This window comes from Micromonospora sp. BS32 (assembly GCF_059089345.1).
Genome location: NZ_JBSSHR010000007.1, coordinates 105,650 through 124,149, shown reverse-complemented (window position 1 = coordinate 124,149; position 18,500 = coordinate 105,650). Strand labels below are relative to the sequence as shown.

Below are 18,500 nucleotides of genomic sequence, written 5' to 3'. Positions count from 1 at the left end.
GAGCCGGACCGGGTCAGCGGCAGCCGCAGGTGGCCAGCGCGCCGGCGATGCGGTCCAGGGCCCGACGGGTGACGTCGGGGTCGCCGTCCGGGGCGCGGTCGGTGAGCACGGCGAAGGTGAGCAGCCGGTTGTCGGCGGTGGTGACCAGCCCGGCGATCGCGTGGACGCCGGTCAGCGTGCCGGTCTTGGCGCGGACCACACCGGCCCCGGCCCGGGTCGCCGCGACCTGGTAGCGGTCGCCCAGCGTGCCGGACCAGGCGGCCACCGGGAGGCCGCCGAAGATCGCGGCCAGCTCGGGGTGGCTGCCGTTGCCGGCGAGCGCGATCAGGTCGGTCAGCAGGGAGGGGCTGATCCGGTTGCTCCGGGACAGGCCGCTGCCGTCGGCGAGGGTGATCTCGTTGGCCGGCAGGCCCAGCTCGCCGATCACCTCGTCCATCGCCGCGGCCCCGCCGACGAACGAGGCGGGCTTGTTCCGGGCCAGCGCGACCTGCCGGGCCAGCGCCTCGGCGATCACGTTGTCGCTGTCGCTGATCATGATGTCGACCAGGCGGACCATCGGCAGCGACTGGACCTTGCCCAGCTCGGTGCCGGGCGCCGGCGCTCCGGTGGCCGCCGCGCCGCCGGCGGCGGGAGCGGCGGGGGCGGGGCCCTTGCCGACCTCGACGTCGCCGAGCCCGAGCAGCCGGGCGAACGCGCGGCCGGCGGCCAGGTCGGGCTCCGCATACCGCTCGGCCGCGCCGTGGGTGTCGTCGAAGGTCTTGCGGGCGGACTCCGGATCGCGCCGAGCACCGTCGGTCATCAGCGCGGTGATCGACGCGCCGTACCCGCCGGTCGGGATGTCGGCGTCCCAGCCGGGGCCGTGCACCGCACCGGGGAAGAGCGTCGAGTCCACCACGACCTTGGTCGGCGCGGCGCCACCCAACGCCTGCTTCACCTGCCGGGCCAGCTCGTCGAGGCGGGCGGCGCCGGGGTAGAAGCCGTTCTTGTCCACCGCGAGGGTGGGGTCGCCGCCGCCGACCAGCACCACCTCGCCGGGGTTCGCGCCGGCCACCGCGCGGGTCGGGATCCGGTAGCCCGGGCCGCGAGCGGCCAGCACGGTGACGCCGGTCGCCAGCTTGGTCACCGAGGCGGGCACGGTGCCGTCGTCGCCGCCCCGGGCGTAGAGGGACTGCCCGGTCGTCACGTCGGCCACCGACACGTTGACCCGGCTGCCCAGCTCGGCCGCGCCGAGCAGCGGGTCGAGCGCGGTGCGCACCCCGTCCGGGGTGGGCTCGGGCGCGTTGGCGTCCGGGCCGGCGAGCACCGGGGACGGGTCGGGCTCGGGCGGCCGGGCGGCGGCCGTCGCGGTGGTCTCCTCACCCAGCCAGCCGGCGACCGGGCCCGGGCGGACCACCACGGCGACCCCGGCGAGCACGAGCAGCAGCACGGTGGTCAGCACCGCCACCGGCAGCAGTCGGCGCCGGCGGCGCGGTGGCGGGGTGGGCTGCGGTGGCAGCGGGTGGGTGCTCACCGGCGGCGGGCAGCCGTACGAGGGCGGGACCGACGCCGAGCCGGCGGCCGGCGAGACCGGTACGCGTCCCGTGGCCGGTGCCGCGCCGTACATTTGAGGGCGGCCGGACGGGTACGCGCCGGGCATCTGGACCCGGCCGCTGGCGCCTCCGGAAACGGATCCGGCGGACCCTCGTCCGTCAACCCCCTCCGGGCGGTAGTGTGAATCTTCCCTCCCCACGACCCCCTCCTCCCGCATCCCGAACCAGCCTGGGTGACACTACTTCGGTCCGAAGACTATGCGGCGTCCGGAGCCGGCGGGTGACACTTCACCCGTCCCGGGGCGTCAGTGGTTCCGTTTCAGCCAGCGTGGGCAGACGAGGGAGCGTGGAAGATGGATTTCGACGTCACGGTTGAGATCCCGAAGGGTCACCGGAACAAGTACGAGGTGGACCACGCGACCGGCCGGATCCGGCTGGACCGCACCCTCTTCACGTCGACCCAGTACCCGGCCGACTACGGGTTCATCGAGGGCACCCTGGGCGAGGACGGCGACCCGCTGGACGCGCTGGTGCTCGTCCCCGAGCCGACTTTCCCGGGCTGCCTCATCCGGTGCCGCACCATCGGCATGTTCCGGATGACGGACGAGAAGGGCGGCGACGACAAGGTCCTCTGCGTGCCCTACGAGGACCCGCGCCAGGAGCACCTGCGCGACATCCACCACCTGGGCGAGTTCGACCGGCTGGAGATCCAGCACTTCTTCGAGGTCTACAAGGACCTGGAGCCGGGTAAGTCGGTCGAGGGCGCCACCTGGGTGGGCCGGGTCGAGGCCGAGGCCGAGGTCCGCGCGTCGTACCAGCGGGCCAGGGACGCCGAGGCCGAGGGCGGCGCCGGGCACTGACCACCACACGTCGACGAAGGCCCGGGCCGGCGGCCCGGGCCTTCGTCGTGGGTCAGCCCAGCAGGCCGCGGGCGGAGTCGTAGAGGTCGAGCACCGCGCAGGCGACCGGGACCACCGAGACCACCAGCGCGGTGTCGGTCAGGTCGGCCATCCGACCGAGGTACGGGGAGACCGGCCGGCGGGCGTACGTCGTACCGGCGGCGACGGTGAGCAGGGCGACCAGCAGCCCGCCCCCGGCCAGCGCCAACAGCCCGGCGGCGCCGGCCCGGCCGGCCAGCACCCCGCCGAGCACCGCGAACCCGGCCAGCCCGGCCGCCACCGGCGGGACCCGATGGCGGACCGCCACGAAGAGCCGGGAGCGCAGCAGCAGCACCGCCGAGCCCACCGCCACCAGCAGCCGGCCGGCGACCCCGCCGGTCAGCCCGAGCACGACCGCGGTGGCGACGGCCAGCACGGCGTGCCCGAGCAGCATCCCGGTGAGCATCTCCTCGGTGCGGGCCACCGCGGCGTGCACCCGGGCGCGGTCCGGCAGGTCCCGGACGCCGTCCGGCCCGCCGGTCGGGCCGGCCGGGAGGGTGATCGGCGGCAACGGCACCTTGCCGAGCCGGATGGCCAGCAGGGGGAGCCCGCCGAGGGCGAAGACCAGCGCGCAGAGCAGCACCGCCGCCGTGGCCGCCGGATCGAGCAGCAGGCCACCGAGGGCCGCGACCGCACCCAGCGCGCCCACCGTCGCCCCGGCCACGAAGACCCGCAGCCGGGTGGCCGTGCCGAGCAGGCCGAGCACCGCGACCAGCAGCAGCGCCACCGCGCCGGCGAGCAGTTCGGGGGCGCCCAGCCAGGGCAGCGGCCGCAGCGGGCCGACCGGGTCCCCGGAGGCGACCGCGAGGACGCCACCGGCGAAGGCGTACGGGAGGGCGTACCCGCCGAGGGTGGCGCCGGTCGGCGCGTCGCCGTACGCCCGGGAGGCGACCGTGCCAGCGAGCGCGAGCAGCAGCGCCACCGCCACCGCGACGGGCCAGCCGGCGGGCTGCCCGGGCCCGGCGGCCAGCACGGCGAGCAGCCCGACGGCGAGCGGCACCCCCGCCCCGGCCAGCGCGGCGGCCCGGGTGGCCCGGGGGGACCAGGCGGCGCCTCGGCGGCGGGCGCCGTCGGCGATCGCCTCGACCACGTCGTCGTACTCCAGCTCGGGCCACTGGTCGTGGGCCGGCACCAGGTGCAGCACCTCGCCGTCGCGCACCCCCTGGGGCAGCAGCGCCTGCGCGGTCGCCAGCACCGCGCCGTCGGTACGCCGGAGCACCCAGCCGCCGTGCCGCTCGCCGTCGTCGGCCAGCCCCTCGCCGGCGTGCCGCAGCACCTCGGGCAGCAGCTCGGCCAGCGGGACCTGCTCCGGCAGCGCCACGTCCACCCGCCGCTGCGGTGCGCTGATCGTGACTCGGGCCAGCCCGGTAGTCATCGACTGATCTCCATATCGATCGGTAACGGTGGCTGACGGACGACAGGACTTTACCTACCATGAGCCAGGCTCGGGTTACCGAGAGCCATGGGAGGCTCAGTGTCCACTGTCGTCATCAAGCGACCGCCACGCCGGCCGGCGCCGGAGATCCCGGTCGGTGAGCTGCCCGTGGAGGCGCCCCCGGAGATCCCCGCCGTCACCGGCGCCCGCTGGCAGCAGGCGCTGATGGTGCTGCCCATGCTGGGCGGCACGGTGGCGATGGCGATGATGTTCGGCCGCGGCGGCGGGGCGTACTCGTACGTGGTGGGCGGCATGTTCGGGCTCTCCTCGGTGGCCATGCTGGTCACCTCCTGGGGCAGCGCCTCCGGCACTCCGAAGAAGTCGGAGATGATGGCCGCCCGCCGGGAGTACCTGCGGCACCTCACCGCGCTGCGCCGCCGGGTCCGGCAGACCGCCGGGCAGCAGCGGGCCGGGCTGTACTACCGGCACCCCGACCCGACCCGGCTCTGGTCGACGGTGGACAGCCACCGGGTCTGGGAACGCCGCCCCACCGACCCGGACTTCGCCGTGGTCCGGGTCGCCGTCGGCCCGCAGACCCTGGCCACCCCGCTGGTCCCGCCGGTCACCCGGCCGCTGGAGGAGCTGGAACCGATGACCGCCGGGGCGTTACGACGCTTCCTCGACGCGTACTCGGTGGTGCCGGACCTGCCGGTGGCGCTCTCCCTGCGCAGCTTCGCCCGGGTGCACGTGCGCGGCCTGCCCGCCGCCCCCACCCGGCCGGACGCGCAGGCGCCGGGCACCGGCTCGGCGGAGGCCCAGGCGCTGGGCCGGACCCTGCTCACCCAGCTCGCCGTCTTCCACGCCCCCGACGAACTGCTGGTCGCGGTCTGCGCCGGGCCGGAGCGGCGCGCCCTCTGGGAATGGGTCAAGTGGTTGCCGCACGCCCACCACCCGACCCGGGTGGACGCGCTCGGCCCGGTCCGGCTGGTCACCTCCTCCGCGGCCGAGCTGGAACGGCTCCTCGACGACGTGCTCGCCAGCCGGTCCCGGTTCAGCCCGGCCGGCCCGGCCACCGACGGGCCGCACGTGGTGGTGCTGCTCGACGGCGGCGACCTCACCGGGGCGACCGGCCTGACCGGCGACGGCGGCATCGACGCCGTCACCGTGATCGACCTGGAGACCCCGCCGCCGCGCCTGCTGGACCGCTTCGCGCTGCTGCTCGAGGTACGCGGGGACCGGCTGCACTCCTGGTCCGCGGAGGGGCACGCCGAGGTGGGCACCGCCGACCGGCTGGAGATCGCCGACGCGGAGGCGGTCGCCCGCCGGCTCGCCCCGCTGCGGCTCGCCGCGACCGTACGCGGGGCGGAGGCCGCCCCCGGCGCCGAGCTGGGCCTGCCCGAGCTGCTCGGCATCGGCGACCCGGACGGGTTCACCGCCGAGCAGGGCTGGGCGCCCCGCCCGGCGCGGGACCGGCTGCGGGTGCCGATCGGCGTCGGCGCCGACGGCGGCGCCATCGAACTGGACCTCAAGGAGTCGGCGCAGGACGGCATGGGCCCGCACGGGCTGCTGATCGGCGGGACCGGCTCCGGCAAGTCCGAGCTGCTCCGCACCCTGGTGCTCGCGCTGGCCGCCACGCACAGTTCGGAGCAGCTCAACTTCGTGCTGGTCGACTTCAAGGGCGGGGCCACCTTCGCCTCGTTCGACCGGCTGCCGCACACCGCGGCGGTGATCACCAACCTGGCCGACGCGCTGCCCCTGGTGGACCGGATGGTCGACGCGATCAACGGGGAGCTGGTCCGCCGCCAGGAGCTGCTCCGCCGGGCCGGCAACTTCGCCAGCCTGCGCGACTACGAGCGGGCCCGGGCGGCCGGCACGCCGCTCGCCCCGCTGCCCTCGCTGCTGCTGGTCTGCGACGAGTTCTCCGAGCTGCTCTCCGCAAAGCCCGACTTCATCGACCTGTTCGTCCAGATCGGACGGCTGGGCCGCTCCCTCGGCGTGCACCTGCTGCTGGCCAGCCAGCGCTTGGAGGAGGGGCGACTACGAGGGCTCGACACCCATCTGTCGTACCGGATCGGGCTGCGGACCTTCTCCGCGCTGGAGTCCCGGACGGTGCTCGGCGTCCCCGACGCGTACGAGCTGCCCCGCTCGCCCGGCCACGGCTACCTGCGCGCCGGCACCGAGCCGCTGGTCCGGTTCAAGGCCGCGTACGTCTCGGGGCCGGTCGCCCGGCGCGGCGGCGCGGCCGGCGGCGGCCCGGGCGGCAGCCCCCGGCTGCTCTCCTTCTCCACCCACCTGGTGCCGCTGCCCGAGTCGGCCGCCCCGGTGGCGCTGCCCGCCGTCGAGGAGGAGACCGAGAGCCTCCTCGACGTGCTGGTCGGCCGGCTGGCCGGGCAGGGGCCGCCGGCGCACCAGGTCTGGCTGCCCCCGCTGGACCTGGCGCCCACCCTCGACGAGCTGCTCGGCCCGGTGAAGGTGGAGCCGCAGCGCGGCCGCACCTTCGCCAATCCGGGCCTGCACGGCGCCCTCCAGGTGCCGGTGGCGGTGGTGGACAAGCCGTACGAGCAGCGGCGCGACCTGCTCTGGCTGGCGCTGGACGGCGCGGCCGGGCACGTCGCCGTGGTCGGCGGCCCGCAGAGCGGCAAGTCCCACCTGCTCCGGACGCTGATCTGCGCGCTGGCGCTCACCCACACCCCGGCCGAGGCGCAGGTCTACTGCCTCGACTTCGGCGGCGGCGGGCTGTCCGCGCTGCGCGACCTGCCGCACGTCGGCGGGGTGGCCGGCCGGGCCGACCCGACGGTGGTCCGCCGGACGGTCGGCGAGATCGGCACCGTGCTCGCCGAGCGGGAGCACCGCTTCACCGAGCTGGGCGTGGAGTCGATGGCGGCCTGGCGGCAGCGCCGCTCCGCGCTGGCCGCGGCCGGTCAGCCCGCCGTCGACCCGTTCGGTGACGTGTTCCTGGTCGTCGACGGCTGGGCCACCCTGCGCGGCGAGTACGACGACCTGGAACCGCTGATCACCGACCTGGCCACCCGTGGCCTGTCGTACGGGGTGCACGTGGTGGCGAGCGCGGTGCGCTGGATGGACTTCCGGCCGGCCATCCGCGACCTGTTCGGTTCCCGGTTGGAGCTGCGGCTGGGCGATCCGTCGGACTCGGTGGTGAAGCGGAGCGCGGCGGCGACCGTGCCGGAGAAGAAGCCGGGCCGGGGCGTCACCGCGCAGGGCCTGCACTTCCTCACCGCGCTGCCCCAGCTCACCGGCGGCGAGCCGGGCGAGCTGGTGAAGGCGGTCGCCGACGGGTGGGCCGGCCCGCCCGCGCCCCGGGTCCGGCTGCTCCCGCCGGTGCTGCCCTACGCCGAGCTGGACCGCTCCGACGCGACCGGGCTGGCCTTCCCGATCGGGGTGGCCGAGGCGGACCTGCGTCCGGTGACGCTGGACTTCGCCACCGAGCCGCACTTCGTGGTCTTCGGCGACGCCGAGTGCGGCAAGTCGTCCTTCCTTCGGGCGCTGGCCACCTCCATCGTCACCCGGTTCACCCCGGACCAGGCCCGGGTGATCCTGGTGGACTACCGGCGCAGCCTGTACGGCACGGTCGAGTCGGACCATCTGATCGGGTACGGCACCGCGGCGGCGCACACCACCGAGCTGATCGAGTCGGCGGCCGGCTACATGCAGCGCCGGCTGCCCGGCCCGGAGGTGACCCCGGCGCAGTTGCGGGACCGGTCCTGGTGGTCCGGGCCGGAGCTGTTCGTGCTGGTCGACGACTACGACCTGGTGGTCAGCGGCCCGGCCAACCCACTGCGGGGCCTGGAGGAGCACCTGCCGCAGGCCCGGGACATCGGGCTGCACCTGGTGCTGGCGCGCCGGGCCGGCGGCGCGGCCCGGGCCCAGTACGAGCCGGTCATCCAGCGGCTGCGGGAGCTCTCCACCGCCGGGCTGGTGATGAGCGGCAGCCCGGACGAGGGGCCGCTGGTCGGTCAGGTCCGTCCGGGGCCGCTGCCGGCGGGACGCGGTCGTTTGGTCACCCGACGCGAGGGGGTACGGCTCGTCCAGCTGGCTCACCTGCCGCCACAGTGACCGGTGTGCCGGGAACGCTCCGTGGGGCAGGGGAAAACCGGTAATCTCTCCCAGCAGCACGTGTCCGCCGCAATGAATGGCTGAGGATGTGACCAGGGTTCGGCAGGGCTCCACGACGGCGCTCCACCGGTTCGCCGGCCGGGCACTGCTCGGTGCGGCGGCGACGGCCGTGACCGTGGTGGGCGCCGTGCCGTCGCCGGCGTCCGCCGTCCCGGCCCACCGGGCGACCGTCGCGGCGCGGGCGGCCGTGGCGCCCCTGGCCGAGCCGGACTTCGCGCCGGTCGACACGACCGCCCGGGCGGACCGGGTCCGTGACGACCAGTTCCAGCTCGAGGAGTTGGGGGCGTCGACGGCCTGGCGCACCTCGACCGGGCGCGGGGTCACCGTGGCGGTGATCGACTCCGGGGTGGACGCCTCCCATCAGGACCTGGTCGGTCAGGTGCTGCCCGGCATCGATCTGGTCTCCCCCGGCGGCGCCGCCGAGCCGGACCCGGTGGGTCACGGCACCACGGTGGCGAGCCTGATCGCCGGCCGCAACGACGACCGGCGGGGCGTGGTCGGGCTGGCGCCGGACGCGCGCATCCTGCCGGTCCGGGTGCTCGACGACGAGAACCGCTACGACGACGCGATGATCGTCGCCAAGGGGGTCCGCTGGGCGGTCGACAACGGGGCGCGCGTGATCAACCTGTCGCTGGGCGGCGGCGGCGACAGCCCAGCGCTGGCCGCCGCCCTCGACTACGCCTTCGCCCGGGACGTGGTGGTGGTGGCCTGCACCGGCAACGTGGCCACCTCGACCAGCCCCAAGGTCTGGTACCCGGCCCGGGAGCCCGGCGTGATCGCCGTGGCCGGCCTGGAACGCGACAGCGAGAACCTCTGGGCCGGCTCGATCACCGGGCACGCCACCGTGCTGACCGCCCCCGCCACCGGGCTGGTCGGGGCGCGGCCCCCCGGCAGCTACTGGGGGGTCCAGGGCACCAGCTTCGCCTCGCCGCTGGTCGCGGCGACCGCCGCGCTGATCCGGTCCCGCTACCCGCAGATGTCCGCCGGGGACGTGGTGAACCGGCTGCTGGTCACCGCGAAGGACATCGGGCCCACCGGCCGCGACGACCGTTTCGGGTACGGCCTGGTCGACCCGGTCGCGGCGCTGACCGCGGACGTGCCGGCGACGCACCGCAACCCGCTGGACGACAACGCCTCCCCGGGGGTGGTGGGCTTCGGCCCGGCCCCCGGTTCGGCGGACGACGCCCAGGCCGGCGGCACCGGGGCGGACCCGCTCGGCTTCACCGCCCCCCGCCAGCACGCCCGCTGGACGGCCCAGCCGGCGGGTGCCGGGGAGGATCCGGCGCCCCGCCGACTCTGGACCGGTGTCGCCATCCTGGTCGCCCTGGTCACCGGCGCGGCGCTGATGATCCGCCGGTTCCGTCAGTGGCGGCGCTGAGGGCGGTCTGATCCCGCCTCCGGCTGGGTAAGTGCTGCTCCCATGAGCCACCCCGGTCACCGCGACGCCGTAGCCCCACCGGACCGGCCCTGGCGGGCCCGCCGCCTGGACCGCGACCATTCGCTGGGCCTGCGGCTGACCGTCGCCTCGGCGGCGGCGTTCCTGGTGCTGGTGCCGTTCGCGCTGCTGGCGGTGCTGGTGGTGGGGGCCTGGCCGCCGCTGCACGGGCTGGACGCCACGGTGACCGACGCGTTGCACCGGTACGCCGTCGACCATCCCGCCTGGGTGCGGACGATGGACGTCTGGACGCACGTCTTCGGGCCCGGGCCGCTGCGGGTGGCCGCGCTGGTCGTGGTGCTCTGGCTGTGGAGCCGGCAGGCGCGGCGGCTGGCGCTCTGGGTGGTCACCACGATGACGGTCGGCGGGTCGCTCGGCGCGCTGCTGAAGCTGTTGGTGGGCCGGAGCCGGCCGGACCTGCTCGACCCGGTGGCCCGGGCGGCCGGCTTCTCCTTCCCGTCCGGGCACGCCTTGAACGCCACCCTGGCCGCCGGGGTGCTGCTGCTGGTGTTCCTGCCGTTCACCCGGGGCCGGCCGGTCGCCCGGGTCGCGCTCTGGGCGGCGGCGGTGCTGATCGCCGGGGTGACCGGGCTGAGCCGGGTGGCGCTCGGCGTGCATTTCACCAGCGACGTGCTGGGCGGTTGGCTGCTCGGTACGGCGGTGGTGGCGGCGACCGCCGCCGCGTTCACCACCTGGCGGACGCGGACCGGCCGGCCCACTCCCCGGCCGGCGGCGGAGGGCGTGGAGCCGGAGCTCGCCGACCCGCCCGGCCATGCGTAGTTCATCGCCCCGAGGGGTAATGGGCGGCCCATGTCCGACTTCGCGGTGCAGGTCCTCAAGCGGGTGCTGTTCCCGGTCACCCTGCTGCTGTCCTTCATGATCCTGCTCGGGGTGCTGGTGACCCGGGTCCTCGACAAGACGTGGCCGTTCACCGTGGAGGACACGGTCAACCGGGAGTTGGCCGCGGATCGCAGCGGCGGCTGGAACGACGTCTCGCTGGTCTTCAGCACCCTGGCCAGCACCCAGCTGATCGTCGTGGTCACGGTGCTGGTGGCGCTGATCCTGCGGCTGGTGCTGCACCGCTGGCGGGAGCCGCTGTTCCTCTGCGCCGCGGTGAGCGCCCAGGCGCTGGTCTTCCTGCTGACCACCATGGCGATCGACCGGCGCCGGCCGGCCGTGGAACACATGGACGTCTCGCCGCCCACCTCCAGCTTCCCGTCCGGGCACACCTCGGCGTCGGTGGCGCTCTACGTCGGCATCGCCCTGCTGCTGGCCCTGCGGGCGAAGAGCACCGCGGCGAAGGCCACCTGGTGGACGCTGCTGGTGCTGGTGCCGATCGGGGTGGCGGTCACCCGGATGTACCGGGGCATGCACCACCCGAGCGACGTGGTGGCCTCGTTCGTCAACGGCGGCATCTGCGTGGCGATCATGGCGCGGGCGGTGCTGGACCGGACCCTGCACTGGGGTCGGGCCAAGCTTCCCGGGCTCACCACGTCGGGCGATGTGGGCGCCGCCCGGGCCTCCGCCGGGAGCTGACCCCGGCCGCGGTCGGCCGGGGCCCGTGGGCGGGGCTCAGGTGCACTCGCCGGTGCCCACCCCACGGGTACGCTCCGCGCCGGCCAGCGCCACCGCCCGGGCCTCGGCGGCGGTCACCGCGAAGCCGGTGTTCGGGTCGTCCGCCGCGGCCGCGAAGATCACGCCGAGCACCAGGCCGTTCGAGGAGACCAGCGGGCCGCCGGAGTTGCCGCTGCGGACCAGCGCCCGGATCGTGTAGATCTCCCGGGTCACGTCGCCGGAGGAGTAGATGTCCGGCCCGGTGATCCGGTCGACGTCCCGTACCCGGGCCGGCCGGGCGTCGTAGGGGCCGTCGAGCGGGAAGCCGAGCACGATCGCGTCCGCGCCGGAGGCGGCCTGCCCGGCGGCGAAGCGCAGCGACGGGCCGGGGAGCCCGGGCACGTGCAGCACGGCGAGGTCGCGGTCCGGGTCGTAGACGACCACCTCGCCGTCGTACCGTTCGCCGCGCAGCTCGACCGCGACGGAGCGGGTCCCGGCGACGACGTGCGCGTTGGTCATCACCCGATCGTCGGCGTACACGAAGCCGGAGCCCTCGATCCGGCGGGCGCAGCTGGGCGCGGAGCCGAGCACCTTGACCACGGCGCGCTGGCTGTTGGCCACCACCTGCGAGCCGGCGAGCGCCGGGTCGGGCGGGGAGACCTGCCGGGCGGAGGTACGGCCCAATCCGTTGAAGACGTCCGGGAAGCCGTTGGTGTCGACGGTGTCCCGCAGCGCGGTGGAGAGCTCCTGGGCCCGGTCCGGCAGGACCCGGTCCACCACGGTCAGCAGGGCGCTGTTCTTGACCGAGGCGGCCAGCCAGGGCAGCGACGACGAGCCGAGCGGCACCGCGACCAGCCAGGCCACCAGCATCACCGCGAAGATCGAGACGAACGCGCCGCCGACGTCGTCGGCGCGCTTGGCCACGTCGTTGGTGATGGTGCGGCGCAGGTGCGAGCCGAGCCAGCCGGCGAGCGCCTGGCCCAGCACGGCCAGCCCGAAGACGGCGACCAGGGAGACCAGCACCCTGGTCCCGCTGTCGACGAACTGTCGGGCCAGCAGCGGGCCGACCTGGAGGCCGATGAGCGCACCCAGGAAGAATCCGGAGAACGACAGCGCTCCGATGACGAAACCCTGACGGTATCCGCTGATCGCGAACACGAGCATGAGCAGGAGCAGAACGAGATCCACGGCGGACACGGGTCAAGGGTACGGGCACCGGGCTCGGCTGAGGTCCACCGCTTGCGGAACGTGACCGTCAGGTCAGCGGACCGGCCATCTCGTCGACCTCGTCGGTGCCCGCCGAGGGCGCCGGGGTGGCCCCGACCGGCGGCAGCTCCATGACCCGGCCACGCGGCCAGGGGCGGGCCCAGCCGCCCATCTCGAGCAGGGTGGCGAGCACCCCGGCGGTGAAGCCCCAGACGAGCATCCCCCGGGCCGAGAAGGCCGGGCCGATCCAACCGCTGGGGTGGCGTACCCGCATCCGGTTGGCCGGGTCGACCAGTTCGGCGATCGGCAGCCGGGCGACGTGGGCGACCTCGGCCGGCTCGCGGGGGTGCACCGGGTGCGGGGTGTGCCACCAGGCCAGCACCGGGGTGACCACGAAGTCGCTGACCGGGATCCAGAGCTTCGGCAGCTCGGCCAGGACGGTGACGCTGGCCGGGTCGAGGCCGACCTCCTCGTTGGCCTCGCGCAGCGCGGTGGCGGAGGCGTCGGCGTCCTCCGGGTCGGCCGCGCCACCGGGGAAGGCCGGCTGACCGGCGTGGTTGCGCAGGGTGGCGGCCCGCTGGAGCACCAGCACGTCCGGGCCGGCGCCCGGCACCTCGCCGAGCAGCACCAGCACCGCGCTCTCCCGGCCGCCCTCCTCAGGGGTGGTGAGCCGGGTGAAGTCCTCGGCGCGGGCGGTGCCGAGCCGGCCCAGCAGCGGGTCGATCCAGGACGGCGGGCGGCGGGTCACCGCGACACTCCCGTTCGCGACTGCGCGGCTCGCCGGACCGGCTCACTCGTCGCGCTCACGACGGCACCGCCACACCCAGGTGCCGCTCGACCAGCGCGGCGAGGCGGGCGTCGTCGAGGGCGCCGGTCGCATCGACGTGGCGTACCCGGCCGTCGGCGTCGACGAGCAGGGTGAGGGGAAGGGCGTTGCGCCGCAGTTCCCGTTGCAGCGCCTCGCCCTGGTCGACCAGCATCGGGAAGCGGACGCCGAAGTCCTCACCGATGGACCGGGCGCCGTCGCGGGTGTCCCGGCTGTTGACCCCGAGCACCTGGAACCGGCCGGCGGAGCGTTCGCTGAGCCGCTGGAAGGCGGGCAGTTCCTTGCGGCAGGGCGGGCACCAGGACGCCCAGACGTTGACCACGGCGGGGCCACGCACGTCGCGCAACGCCACCGGGGCGCCCCCGGTGAAGCAGGAGAGGGTCAGCTCGGGCAGCAGCTCCCCCGCCCCGCCGGCAGCCGCGGTGGCGGCGCCGGCTGCTCCGACGCCCAGCGGCGACGCGCTGCTCGTCGGGGCGGCGTTGCCGCTGTGGGCGGCGCTGCTCGTCGGGGCGGCACTGCTGCTCGGGGCGGCGCCGGGCGGGCTGGTCAGCGTGGCGCAGTCGGCGAACGGCGACGGGCGCTCGGCGCGGGCGGTCGGGGTGGCCTGCTCCTGCTCGGTGGCGGTGCAGCCGGCGGCGGCCAGCAGCGCCGGGACGAGCAGGGCGGCGAGTCGCCGGTTCACGGCGCCTCCGCGGCGATGGCCTGCTGGGGCACCAGCTCCGGGTCCACCCCGGCGGCGACCGCGAGGTCCCGCGCCCGGGGACCCTTGAGCAGCTTGGCGGCGGCGGTCGGATCGGTCGGCCCGGTCCCGTACGACGGGCAGAGCTTCGCCAGCGTGCACGCGCCGCAGGCGGGCTTGCGGGCGTGGCAGACCCGCCGGCCGTGGAAGATGATCCGGTGCGAGAGCATGGTCCACTCCCGCTTCGGGAAGAGCGCGCCGATCTCGTGCTCGATCTTGACCGGATCGGTCTGGGCGGTCAGCTTCCAGCGCTGCACCAGCCGCTGGAAGTGGGTGTCGACGGTGATCCCCGGGACGTCGAAGGCGTTGCCGAGGATGACGTTGGCGGTCTTGCGGCCGATCCCGGGCAGCGTCACCAGGTCGACCAGCTTGCCGGGGACCCGGCCGTCGTACCGCTCGACCAGGGCATGGCCCAGCTTGATCAGCGAGTCGGTCTTGTTGCGGTAGAAACCGGTCGGTCGGATCAGCTCCTCCAGCTCGGCCCGGTCCGCGCCCGCGTAGTCGGCGGCGGTCGGATAGCGGGTGAAGAGCTTCGGGGTGACCTCGTTGACCTTTTTGTCGGTGCACTGCGCGGAGAGGATGGTGGCGACGGCCAGCTCCAGCGCGTTGGAGTGGTCGAGTTCACAGTGCGCGTCGGGGTGCGCCTCGGTCAGCGCCCGGCCGATCCGCCGGGCGCGCCGGGTCCGGCCGAGGTCGGTCTCGGTGGAACTGATGGTCACGCCGGCCAGCCTACGTCGCCGGGACGACAACCCGCCGGGCCCACGCCCGGGGTCGCCGGGTCAGCCGGCCTGCGCTGCGCTGATCTTCCCGGCGGCGTCGAACCGGGCGCCGCGCTCCCCGAAGTCGCTGCGGCTGAGCTGCCTGACCAGGCCGAGCCCCTGGTCGGCGGAGTCCACGGTCGGCTTGCCCACGGAGCTCATCCGGGTGGAGGTGAACGAGCCGCCGGCGAAGCTGCCGTCCGGCTTGAGCGACACTTTGAGCACGCCGCCCCAGCCGAGCCGCCCGCTCGGGTTCAGCGACCGCCCACCGCCGGCGAAGTTACCCAGGCTGTACGCGATCAGCCGGCCCTGGTAGAACTCCATGCCGCGCAGCACGTGCGGGCCGTGCCCGACGATCAGGTCCGCCCCCGCCTCGATCATGGCGTGGGCGAACTTCACCGGGTCACCCCGGTTCTCGCCGTAGAAGAGTTCGGTGCCCGGCCTGACCCTGGTCTTGTCGGCGCCCTCGGCGCCCATGTGCACCTGCACGACCACGATGTCGGCCATGGTGGCGGCCTTCTCGACGACCACCTTCGCGGCGTCGATGTCGGTCAGGCTGTTGGACCAGGGGTACGACGAGAAGCCGGCGACCGCCACCTTCACGCCCTTGACCTTGACCACGGTGATCTGGTCGGGCGCCCCGGTGTGCTTCAGCCCGTGCGCCTCCAGCGCCTTGCGGGTGTTCGCGAAACCCTGGGGGCCGTAGTCGTAGCCGTGGTTGTTGGCCTGGTTGAGCAGCTGGAAGCCGGCTTCCTTGAGGTGGGCGGCGTACTCGGCCGGGGCCCGGAACTGGAAGCAGTTGGTGGAGCCCGGGGCGCACTTGCCGGTGCCGGTGTCCGCGGTGAGCGGCTCCTCCAGGTTCCCCATCACCAGGTCGGACGTCAGCGCGTCGGAGATCTCGTCGAAGAAGCCCTTCCCGCCGTTGGGCGGGAGCTTGGCCGGGGCGTTGCCCATGATGACGTCGCCGGTCGCCGAGAGGGTGATCGCGCCGGCCGCCCGGTCGGCGGTGGGTGCCGGCCCGTCGGTCGGGACCGGGGAGCCGGTGGCGCCGCCACCGCCACCTGGCTGCCAGACCGGCGCGGGATCGTCCGACCGGGTGCAGCCGGCGCCGAGCAGCACGGCGAGCAGCGCGCCGGCGGCGAGCGCGGCGCGGCGGCGGGGGCGCGGGGGTGCGGCAGCGTACATCGGGCGCCACGCTACCGGGTATGTATCCGCCCGACGATGGCCGATCGGACGGAACTTCAGCCCGCCGACCGGTCCGACCACGGGACGCACGGTGCCGCTCCGCCGTCCCGGACGGCGGCGTGCACGGCGCGGGCGAGCGGGGCGCCCCAGGTGGAGCGGGGGCCGCCGTAGGGCTCGGCGGGGCCGTCCACCGGGCAGAGCACGGTGACCGCGTCGGTGGGCGTACCGGTGGCCGGCAGGCCGAGTTCCCAGATCGCCTGGGCCTTCGCCTCGGTGGCGGTGGCGACCGCGTTGACCAGGGCGGCGTCGCTCAGCGCGGCCGGCACGTACGCCACGATGTTGACCGTGCCGACGCGCTGCGCGGGGGCCGCCGGCGCGGCCGCGGCGGCCCAGAGCGGGGTGCCGAGGCCGACGGTGGCCCAGACCCGCACGCCGGTGTCGGCGCGGGTCACCACCTTCGCGACGTCCACCCCGGTCAGCAGGCCGATCCCGCGCCCGTCGAGGCCCTGGCCGTCAGCGAGCGCGGTCAGGTGGTCCGCCGGGTCGTCCCGGTGGTACGACATCGGCACGGTCGCGTTGACCACCCAACGGCGGACGCCGATCCCGCCGCCCAGCGGGCCGGAGCTGACCGCCCGCAGCGGGCCGTCGGCGCGCCACACCAGCAGGGGGACGTCCCGCCCGTCCTCGGGTCGGGTGGCCAGCACAGGCTCGTTCAGCACGCCGGTCACCCTACGACCTGCGCCGGCGACGACCGGTGACAACCCAGGGCGCGCGCGGGATACTAACCCTTGATCAGGTCCGGAAGGTTACGCCCAACGATCAAGTTTCGAGGGGTGCGGCTCTGATTCATGCTCACGTGCGCCTAGACTTGGCGGCGCGCGAGGGATCAGCGGACGGCGGACCCGGCCGACGGACGGCACGCGCAACCGGAGGTGCGCGATGGACGAGGTACTGGCCCGCAGCGGGATCTTCCAGGGTGTCGACCCGGAGGCTGCCGAGGCGCTCGCCAAGGAGATGGAGACGATCGACGTCCGCAAGGGCGAGATCGTGTTCAACGAGGGCGAGCCCGGCGACAGTCTCTACATCCTCCTGTCAGGCAAGATCAAGGTCGGGCGTCGGGCGGCCGACGGCCGGCAGAACCTGATCGCGGTGATGGGCCCGTCGGACATGGTCGGTGAGCTGTCGCTCTTCGACCCGGGTCCGCGTACGGCCACCGCCACCGCGGTCACCGACACCCGGCTGGTACGGCTGCGCAAGCAGGCGCTGCGGCCGTGGCTGAACAACCGGCCCGAGATCGCCGAGCAGTTGCTGCGGGTGCTGGCCCGCCGGCTGCGCCGGACCAACGACTCGCTGGCCGACCTGATCTTCACCGACGTGCCGGGCCGGGTCGCCAAGAACCTGCTCCAGATGGCCGGCCGCTTCGGCACCCGGGACGGCGGCGTCCTGCGGGTGACCCACGACCTGACCCAGGAAGAGATCGCCCAGCTGGTCGGCGCCTCCCGGGAGACCGTCAACAAGGCGCTCGCCGACTTCGCCTCGCGCGGCTGGCTGCGCCTGGACGGCAAGAGCATCATCATCCTCGACCCGGAGCGGCTCGCCCGCCGCGCGCGGGTCTGACACGTCAGATGGGTCTTCCCGGCCCGGCCCGCCGTCGTGCGGTCCGGGCCGGTCCGGTTCCTGCCCGCGCCCGCCCCGGCCACGGATACTGCCGTTCATCCAGGGGCGGCACCGGCCGGCGGTGCCGCCCGTCCTCCGCCTGCCCACACCAGTGCGACCAGGTGCGCCGGAGGTACCACCCGTACAGCGCGGCGGGAACCACCCCGAGCGCGACCAGACCGGCGTCGGCGACCGGCGACGGCTCGACGAGGGGCAGGGACACGTCCTCCGGCTCGGCCGGGTCGTAGACGACGGTGACCACGTCACCGGGGGCGGGCCGCGGCGCCACGGTAGGCCGCTCCGGCAAGCCTGGACCCCGTCTGCCCGGGGCAGAATTCCTGGACATCGGACGCGGGCCGGGGCCAGGGTGTGCCGATGCTGCAACGTGTCGCCGTACTCTCCGACATCCACGGCGTGCTGCCGGCGCTGGAGGCCGTCCTGGCCGAGCCGGACGTGGCCGCCGCCGATCTGATCGTGCTCACCGGTGACCTCGCGGCCGGACCGCAGCCGGTCGAGGTGCTGGACCTGCTCGCCGGGCTGGGCGAGCGGGCCCGCTGGGTCCGGGGCAACGCGGACCGGGAGCTGGTCGAGGCCCGGGCCGACACACCCTCCCCCATCGAGGTCTCGAACTGGGCGGCCGCGCAGCTACGCGACGACCAGCTGGCCCGGTTGGCCGCCCTGCCGCTGACCGTCACCCTGCCGGTGGCCGGCCTCGGCGACGTCCTGTTCTGCCATGCCACGCCCCGGGACGACGAGGAGGTCGTGCTGGCGGACTCCCGGCCGGCGCGCTGGGCGGAGGTCTTCGCCGGCCTGCCGGTCACGGTCGGCACGGTGGTCTGCGGGCACACCCACATGCCGTTCGCCCGGTTGGTCGACCGCCGCCTGGTGGTCAACCCGGGCAGCGTCGGCATGCCGTACGGCGGGCCGGGGGCTTACTGGGCGCTGCTCGGGCCGGGGGTGCAGCTACGCCGGACGGAGTTCGACGTGGACGCCGCGTGCGCGCGGGTGGCGGCCGAGTCCGGCTTCCCGGACGCCGCCGGATTCGCCGACGAGTACCTGCGCTCCCGGCACGGCGACCTGGACGCGCTCGCCGCCTTCGGTCCCCGCGACGGCCGCTGACCCGCCTCGCCCGCCGCCGCGCCGGCCTGTCGCCCGTTCCCCACCG

General features: G+C 75.1%; 16 protein-coding genes. 7 read left to right on the top strand and 9 right to left on the bottom strand.

What is annotated here, in order from left to right; genetic code table 11:
* Positions 1-13: 13 nt before the first annotated feature.
* Positions 14-1,495, bottom strand: coding sequence for a D-alanyl-D-alanine carboxypeptidase/D-alanyl-D-alanine endopeptidase (dacB, locus tag AC5RWQ_RS13520; protein ID WP_494283204.1), 1,482 nt, complete (start codon positions 1,493-1,495; stop codon positions 14-16).
* Between the two features lie 387 nt (positions 1,496-1,882).
* Between dacB and AC5RWQ_RS13515 the strand changes: the two genes are divergently transcribed.
* A complete protein-coding gene (locus AC5RWQ_RS13515) occupies positions 1,883-2,389 on the top strand; it encodes an inorganic diphosphatase (protein WP_494283070.1) in 507 nt (168 codons plus the stop codon).
* Positions 2,390-2,441: 52 nt separating this feature from the next.
* Here the strand turns inward: AC5RWQ_RS13515 and eccD are convergent, their stop codons facing one another.
* Positions 2,442-3,842: a type VII secretion integral membrane protein EccD gene (eccD, locus tag AC5RWQ_RS13510; protein WP_494283069.1), complete on the bottom strand. Its 1,401-nt coding sequence runs from the start codon at positions 3,840-3,842 to the stop codon at positions 2,442-2,444.
* Positions 3,843-3,941: 99 nt separating this feature from the next.
* Between eccD and eccCa the strand changes: the two genes are divergently transcribed.
* From eccCa to AC5RWQ_RS13490, 4 genes are all read left to right on the top strand, one after another.
* On the top strand, positions 3,942-7,916 hold the full coding sequence (gene eccCa / locus AC5RWQ_RS13505) for a type VII secretion protein EccCa (protein ID WP_494283068.1): 3,975 nt from the start codon (positions 3,942-3,944) through the stop codon (positions 7,914-7,916).
* A gap of 76 nt (positions 7,917-7,992) precedes the next feature.
* Positions 7,993-9,354 (top strand): type VII secretion-associated serine protease mycosin, encoded by a 1,362-nt coding sequence (gene mycP, locus AC5RWQ_RS13500; RefSeq protein ID WP_494283067.1) that lies wholly within the window; start codon positions 7,993-7,995, stop codon positions 9,352-9,354.
* Positions 9,355-9,396: 42 nt separating this feature from the next.
* Positions 9,397-10,191, top strand: a complete 795-nt coding sequence (locus AC5RWQ_RS13495) for a phosphatase PAP2 family protein (protein ID WP_494283066.1) — start codon at positions 9,397-9,399, stop codon at positions 10,189-10,191.
* 30 nt (positions 10,192-10,221) lie between these two features.
* Positions 10,222-10,947 carry a phosphatase PAP2 family protein gene (locus AC5RWQ_RS13490; RefSeq protein WP_494283065.1) on the top strand — a complete coding sequence of 242 codons (726 nt, stop codon included), beginning with the start codon at positions 10,222-10,224 and terminating at the stop codon, positions 10,945-10,947.
* A gap of 36 nt (positions 10,948-10,983) precedes the next feature.
* On the opposite strand, the gene AC5RWQ_RS13485 is transcribed toward AC5RWQ_RS13490, so the two are convergent.
* Genes AC5RWQ_RS13485 through AC5RWQ_RS13460 form a run of 6 tightly spaced genes read right to left on the bottom strand, consistent with a single transcriptional unit; the run spans position 10,984 to position 16,398 of the window.
* Positions 10,984-12,162: a MarP family serine protease gene (locus tag AC5RWQ_RS13485; RefSeq protein ID WP_334484143.1), complete on the bottom strand. Its 1,179-nt coding sequence runs from the start codon at positions 12,160-12,162 to the stop codon at positions 10,984-10,986.
* Between the two features lie 58 nt (positions 12,163-12,220).
* A complete protein-coding gene (locus tag AC5RWQ_RS13480; RefSeq protein WP_494283064.1) occupies positions 12,221-12,919 on the bottom strand; it encodes an NUDIX hydrolase in 699 nt (232 codons plus the stop codon).
* Positions 12,920-12,974: 55 nt separating this feature from the next.
* A complete protein-coding gene (locus tag AC5RWQ_RS13475) occupies positions 12,975-13,679 on the bottom strand; it encodes a TlpA family protein disulfide reductase (RefSeq protein WP_494283063.1) in 705 nt (234 codons plus the stop codon).
* Positions 13,676-14,455 (bottom strand): endonuclease III, encoded by a 780-nt coding sequence (nth, locus tag AC5RWQ_RS13470; RefSeq protein ID WP_494283062.1) that lies wholly within the window; start codon positions 14,453-14,455, stop codon positions 13,676-13,678. The genes AC5RWQ_RS13475 and nth overlap by 4 nt, the downstream gene beginning before the upstream one ends.
* 60 nt (positions 14,456-14,515) lie before the next feature.
* Positions 14,516-15,679 (bottom strand): CapA family protein, encoded by a 1,164-nt coding sequence (locus AC5RWQ_RS13465; protein WP_494283061.1) that lies wholly within the window; start codon positions 15,677-15,679, stop codon positions 14,516-14,518.
* A 56-nt stretch (positions 15,680-15,735) separates the two neighbouring features.
* On the bottom strand, positions 15,736-16,398 hold the full coding sequence (locus AC5RWQ_RS13460) for an adenosylcobinamide amidohydrolase (protein ID WP_494283060.1): 663 nt from the start codon (positions 16,396-16,398) through the stop codon (positions 15,736-15,738).
* A 220-nt stretch (positions 16,399-16,618) separates the two neighbouring features.
* On the opposite strand from AC5RWQ_RS13460, the gene AC5RWQ_RS13455 reads away from it, so the two are divergent.
* A complete protein-coding gene (locus AC5RWQ_RS13455) occupies positions 16,619-17,296 on the top strand; it encodes a Crp/Fnr family transcriptional regulator (RefSeq protein ID WP_067306583.1) in 678 nt (225 codons plus the stop codon).
* 4 nt (positions 17,297-17,300) lie between these two features.
* Here the strand turns inward: AC5RWQ_RS13455 and AC5RWQ_RS13450 are convergent, their stop codons facing one another.
* The gene (locus AC5RWQ_RS13450) at positions 17,301-17,624 is read right to left on the bottom strand and encodes a hypothetical protein (protein ID WP_494283059.1); all 324 of its coding nucleotides are present in this window, start codon (positions 17,622-17,624) and stop codon (positions 17,301-17,303) included.
* A gap of 86 nt (positions 17,625-17,710) precedes the next feature.
* On the opposite strand from AC5RWQ_RS13450, the gene AC5RWQ_RS13445 reads away from it, so the two are divergent.
* The gene (locus tag AC5RWQ_RS13445; RefSeq protein ID WP_494283058.1) at positions 17,711-18,454 is read left to right on the top strand and encodes a metallophosphoesterase family protein; all 744 of its coding nucleotides are present in this window, start codon (positions 17,711-17,713) and stop codon (positions 18,452-18,454) included.
* Positions 18,455-18,500: the final 46 nt, after the last annotated feature.

Excerpts from the sequence above, each read along its gene's own strand:
- AC5RWQ_RS13515 (WP_494283070.1), top strand. The coding sequence starts at position 1,883 with ATGGATTTCGACGTCACGGTTGAGATCCCGAAGGGTCACCGGAACAAG.
- AC5RWQ_RS13495 (WP_494283066.1), top strand. The coding sequence starts at position 9,397 with ATGAGCCACCCCGGTCACCGCGACGCCGTAGCCCCACCGGACCGGCCC.
- mycP (WP_494283067.1), top strand. The coding sequence starts at position 7,993 with ATGGCTGAGGATGTGACCAGGGTTCGGCAGGGCTCCACGACGGCGCTC.
- AC5RWQ_RS13490 (WP_494283065.1), top strand. The coding sequence starts at position 10,222 with ATGTCCGACTTCGCGGTGCAGGTCCTCAAGCGGGTGCTGTTCCCGGTC.
- AC5RWQ_RS13455 (WP_067306583.1), top strand. The coding sequence starts at position 16,619 with ATGGACGAGGTACTGGCCCGCAGCGGGATCTTCCAGGGTGTCGACCCG.
- AC5RWQ_RS13465 (WP_494283061.1), bottom strand. The coding sequence starts at position 15,679 with ATGTACGCTGCCGCACCCCCGCGCCCCCGCCGCCGCGCCGCGCTCGCC.
- eccD (WP_494283069.1), bottom strand. The coding sequence starts at position 3,842 with ATGACTACCGGGCTGGCCCGAGTCACGATCAGCGCACCGCAGCGGCGG.
- AC5RWQ_RS13445 (WP_494283058.1), top strand. The coding sequence starts at position 17,711 with ATGCTGCAACGTGTCGCCGTACTCTCCGACATCCACGGCGTGCTGCCG.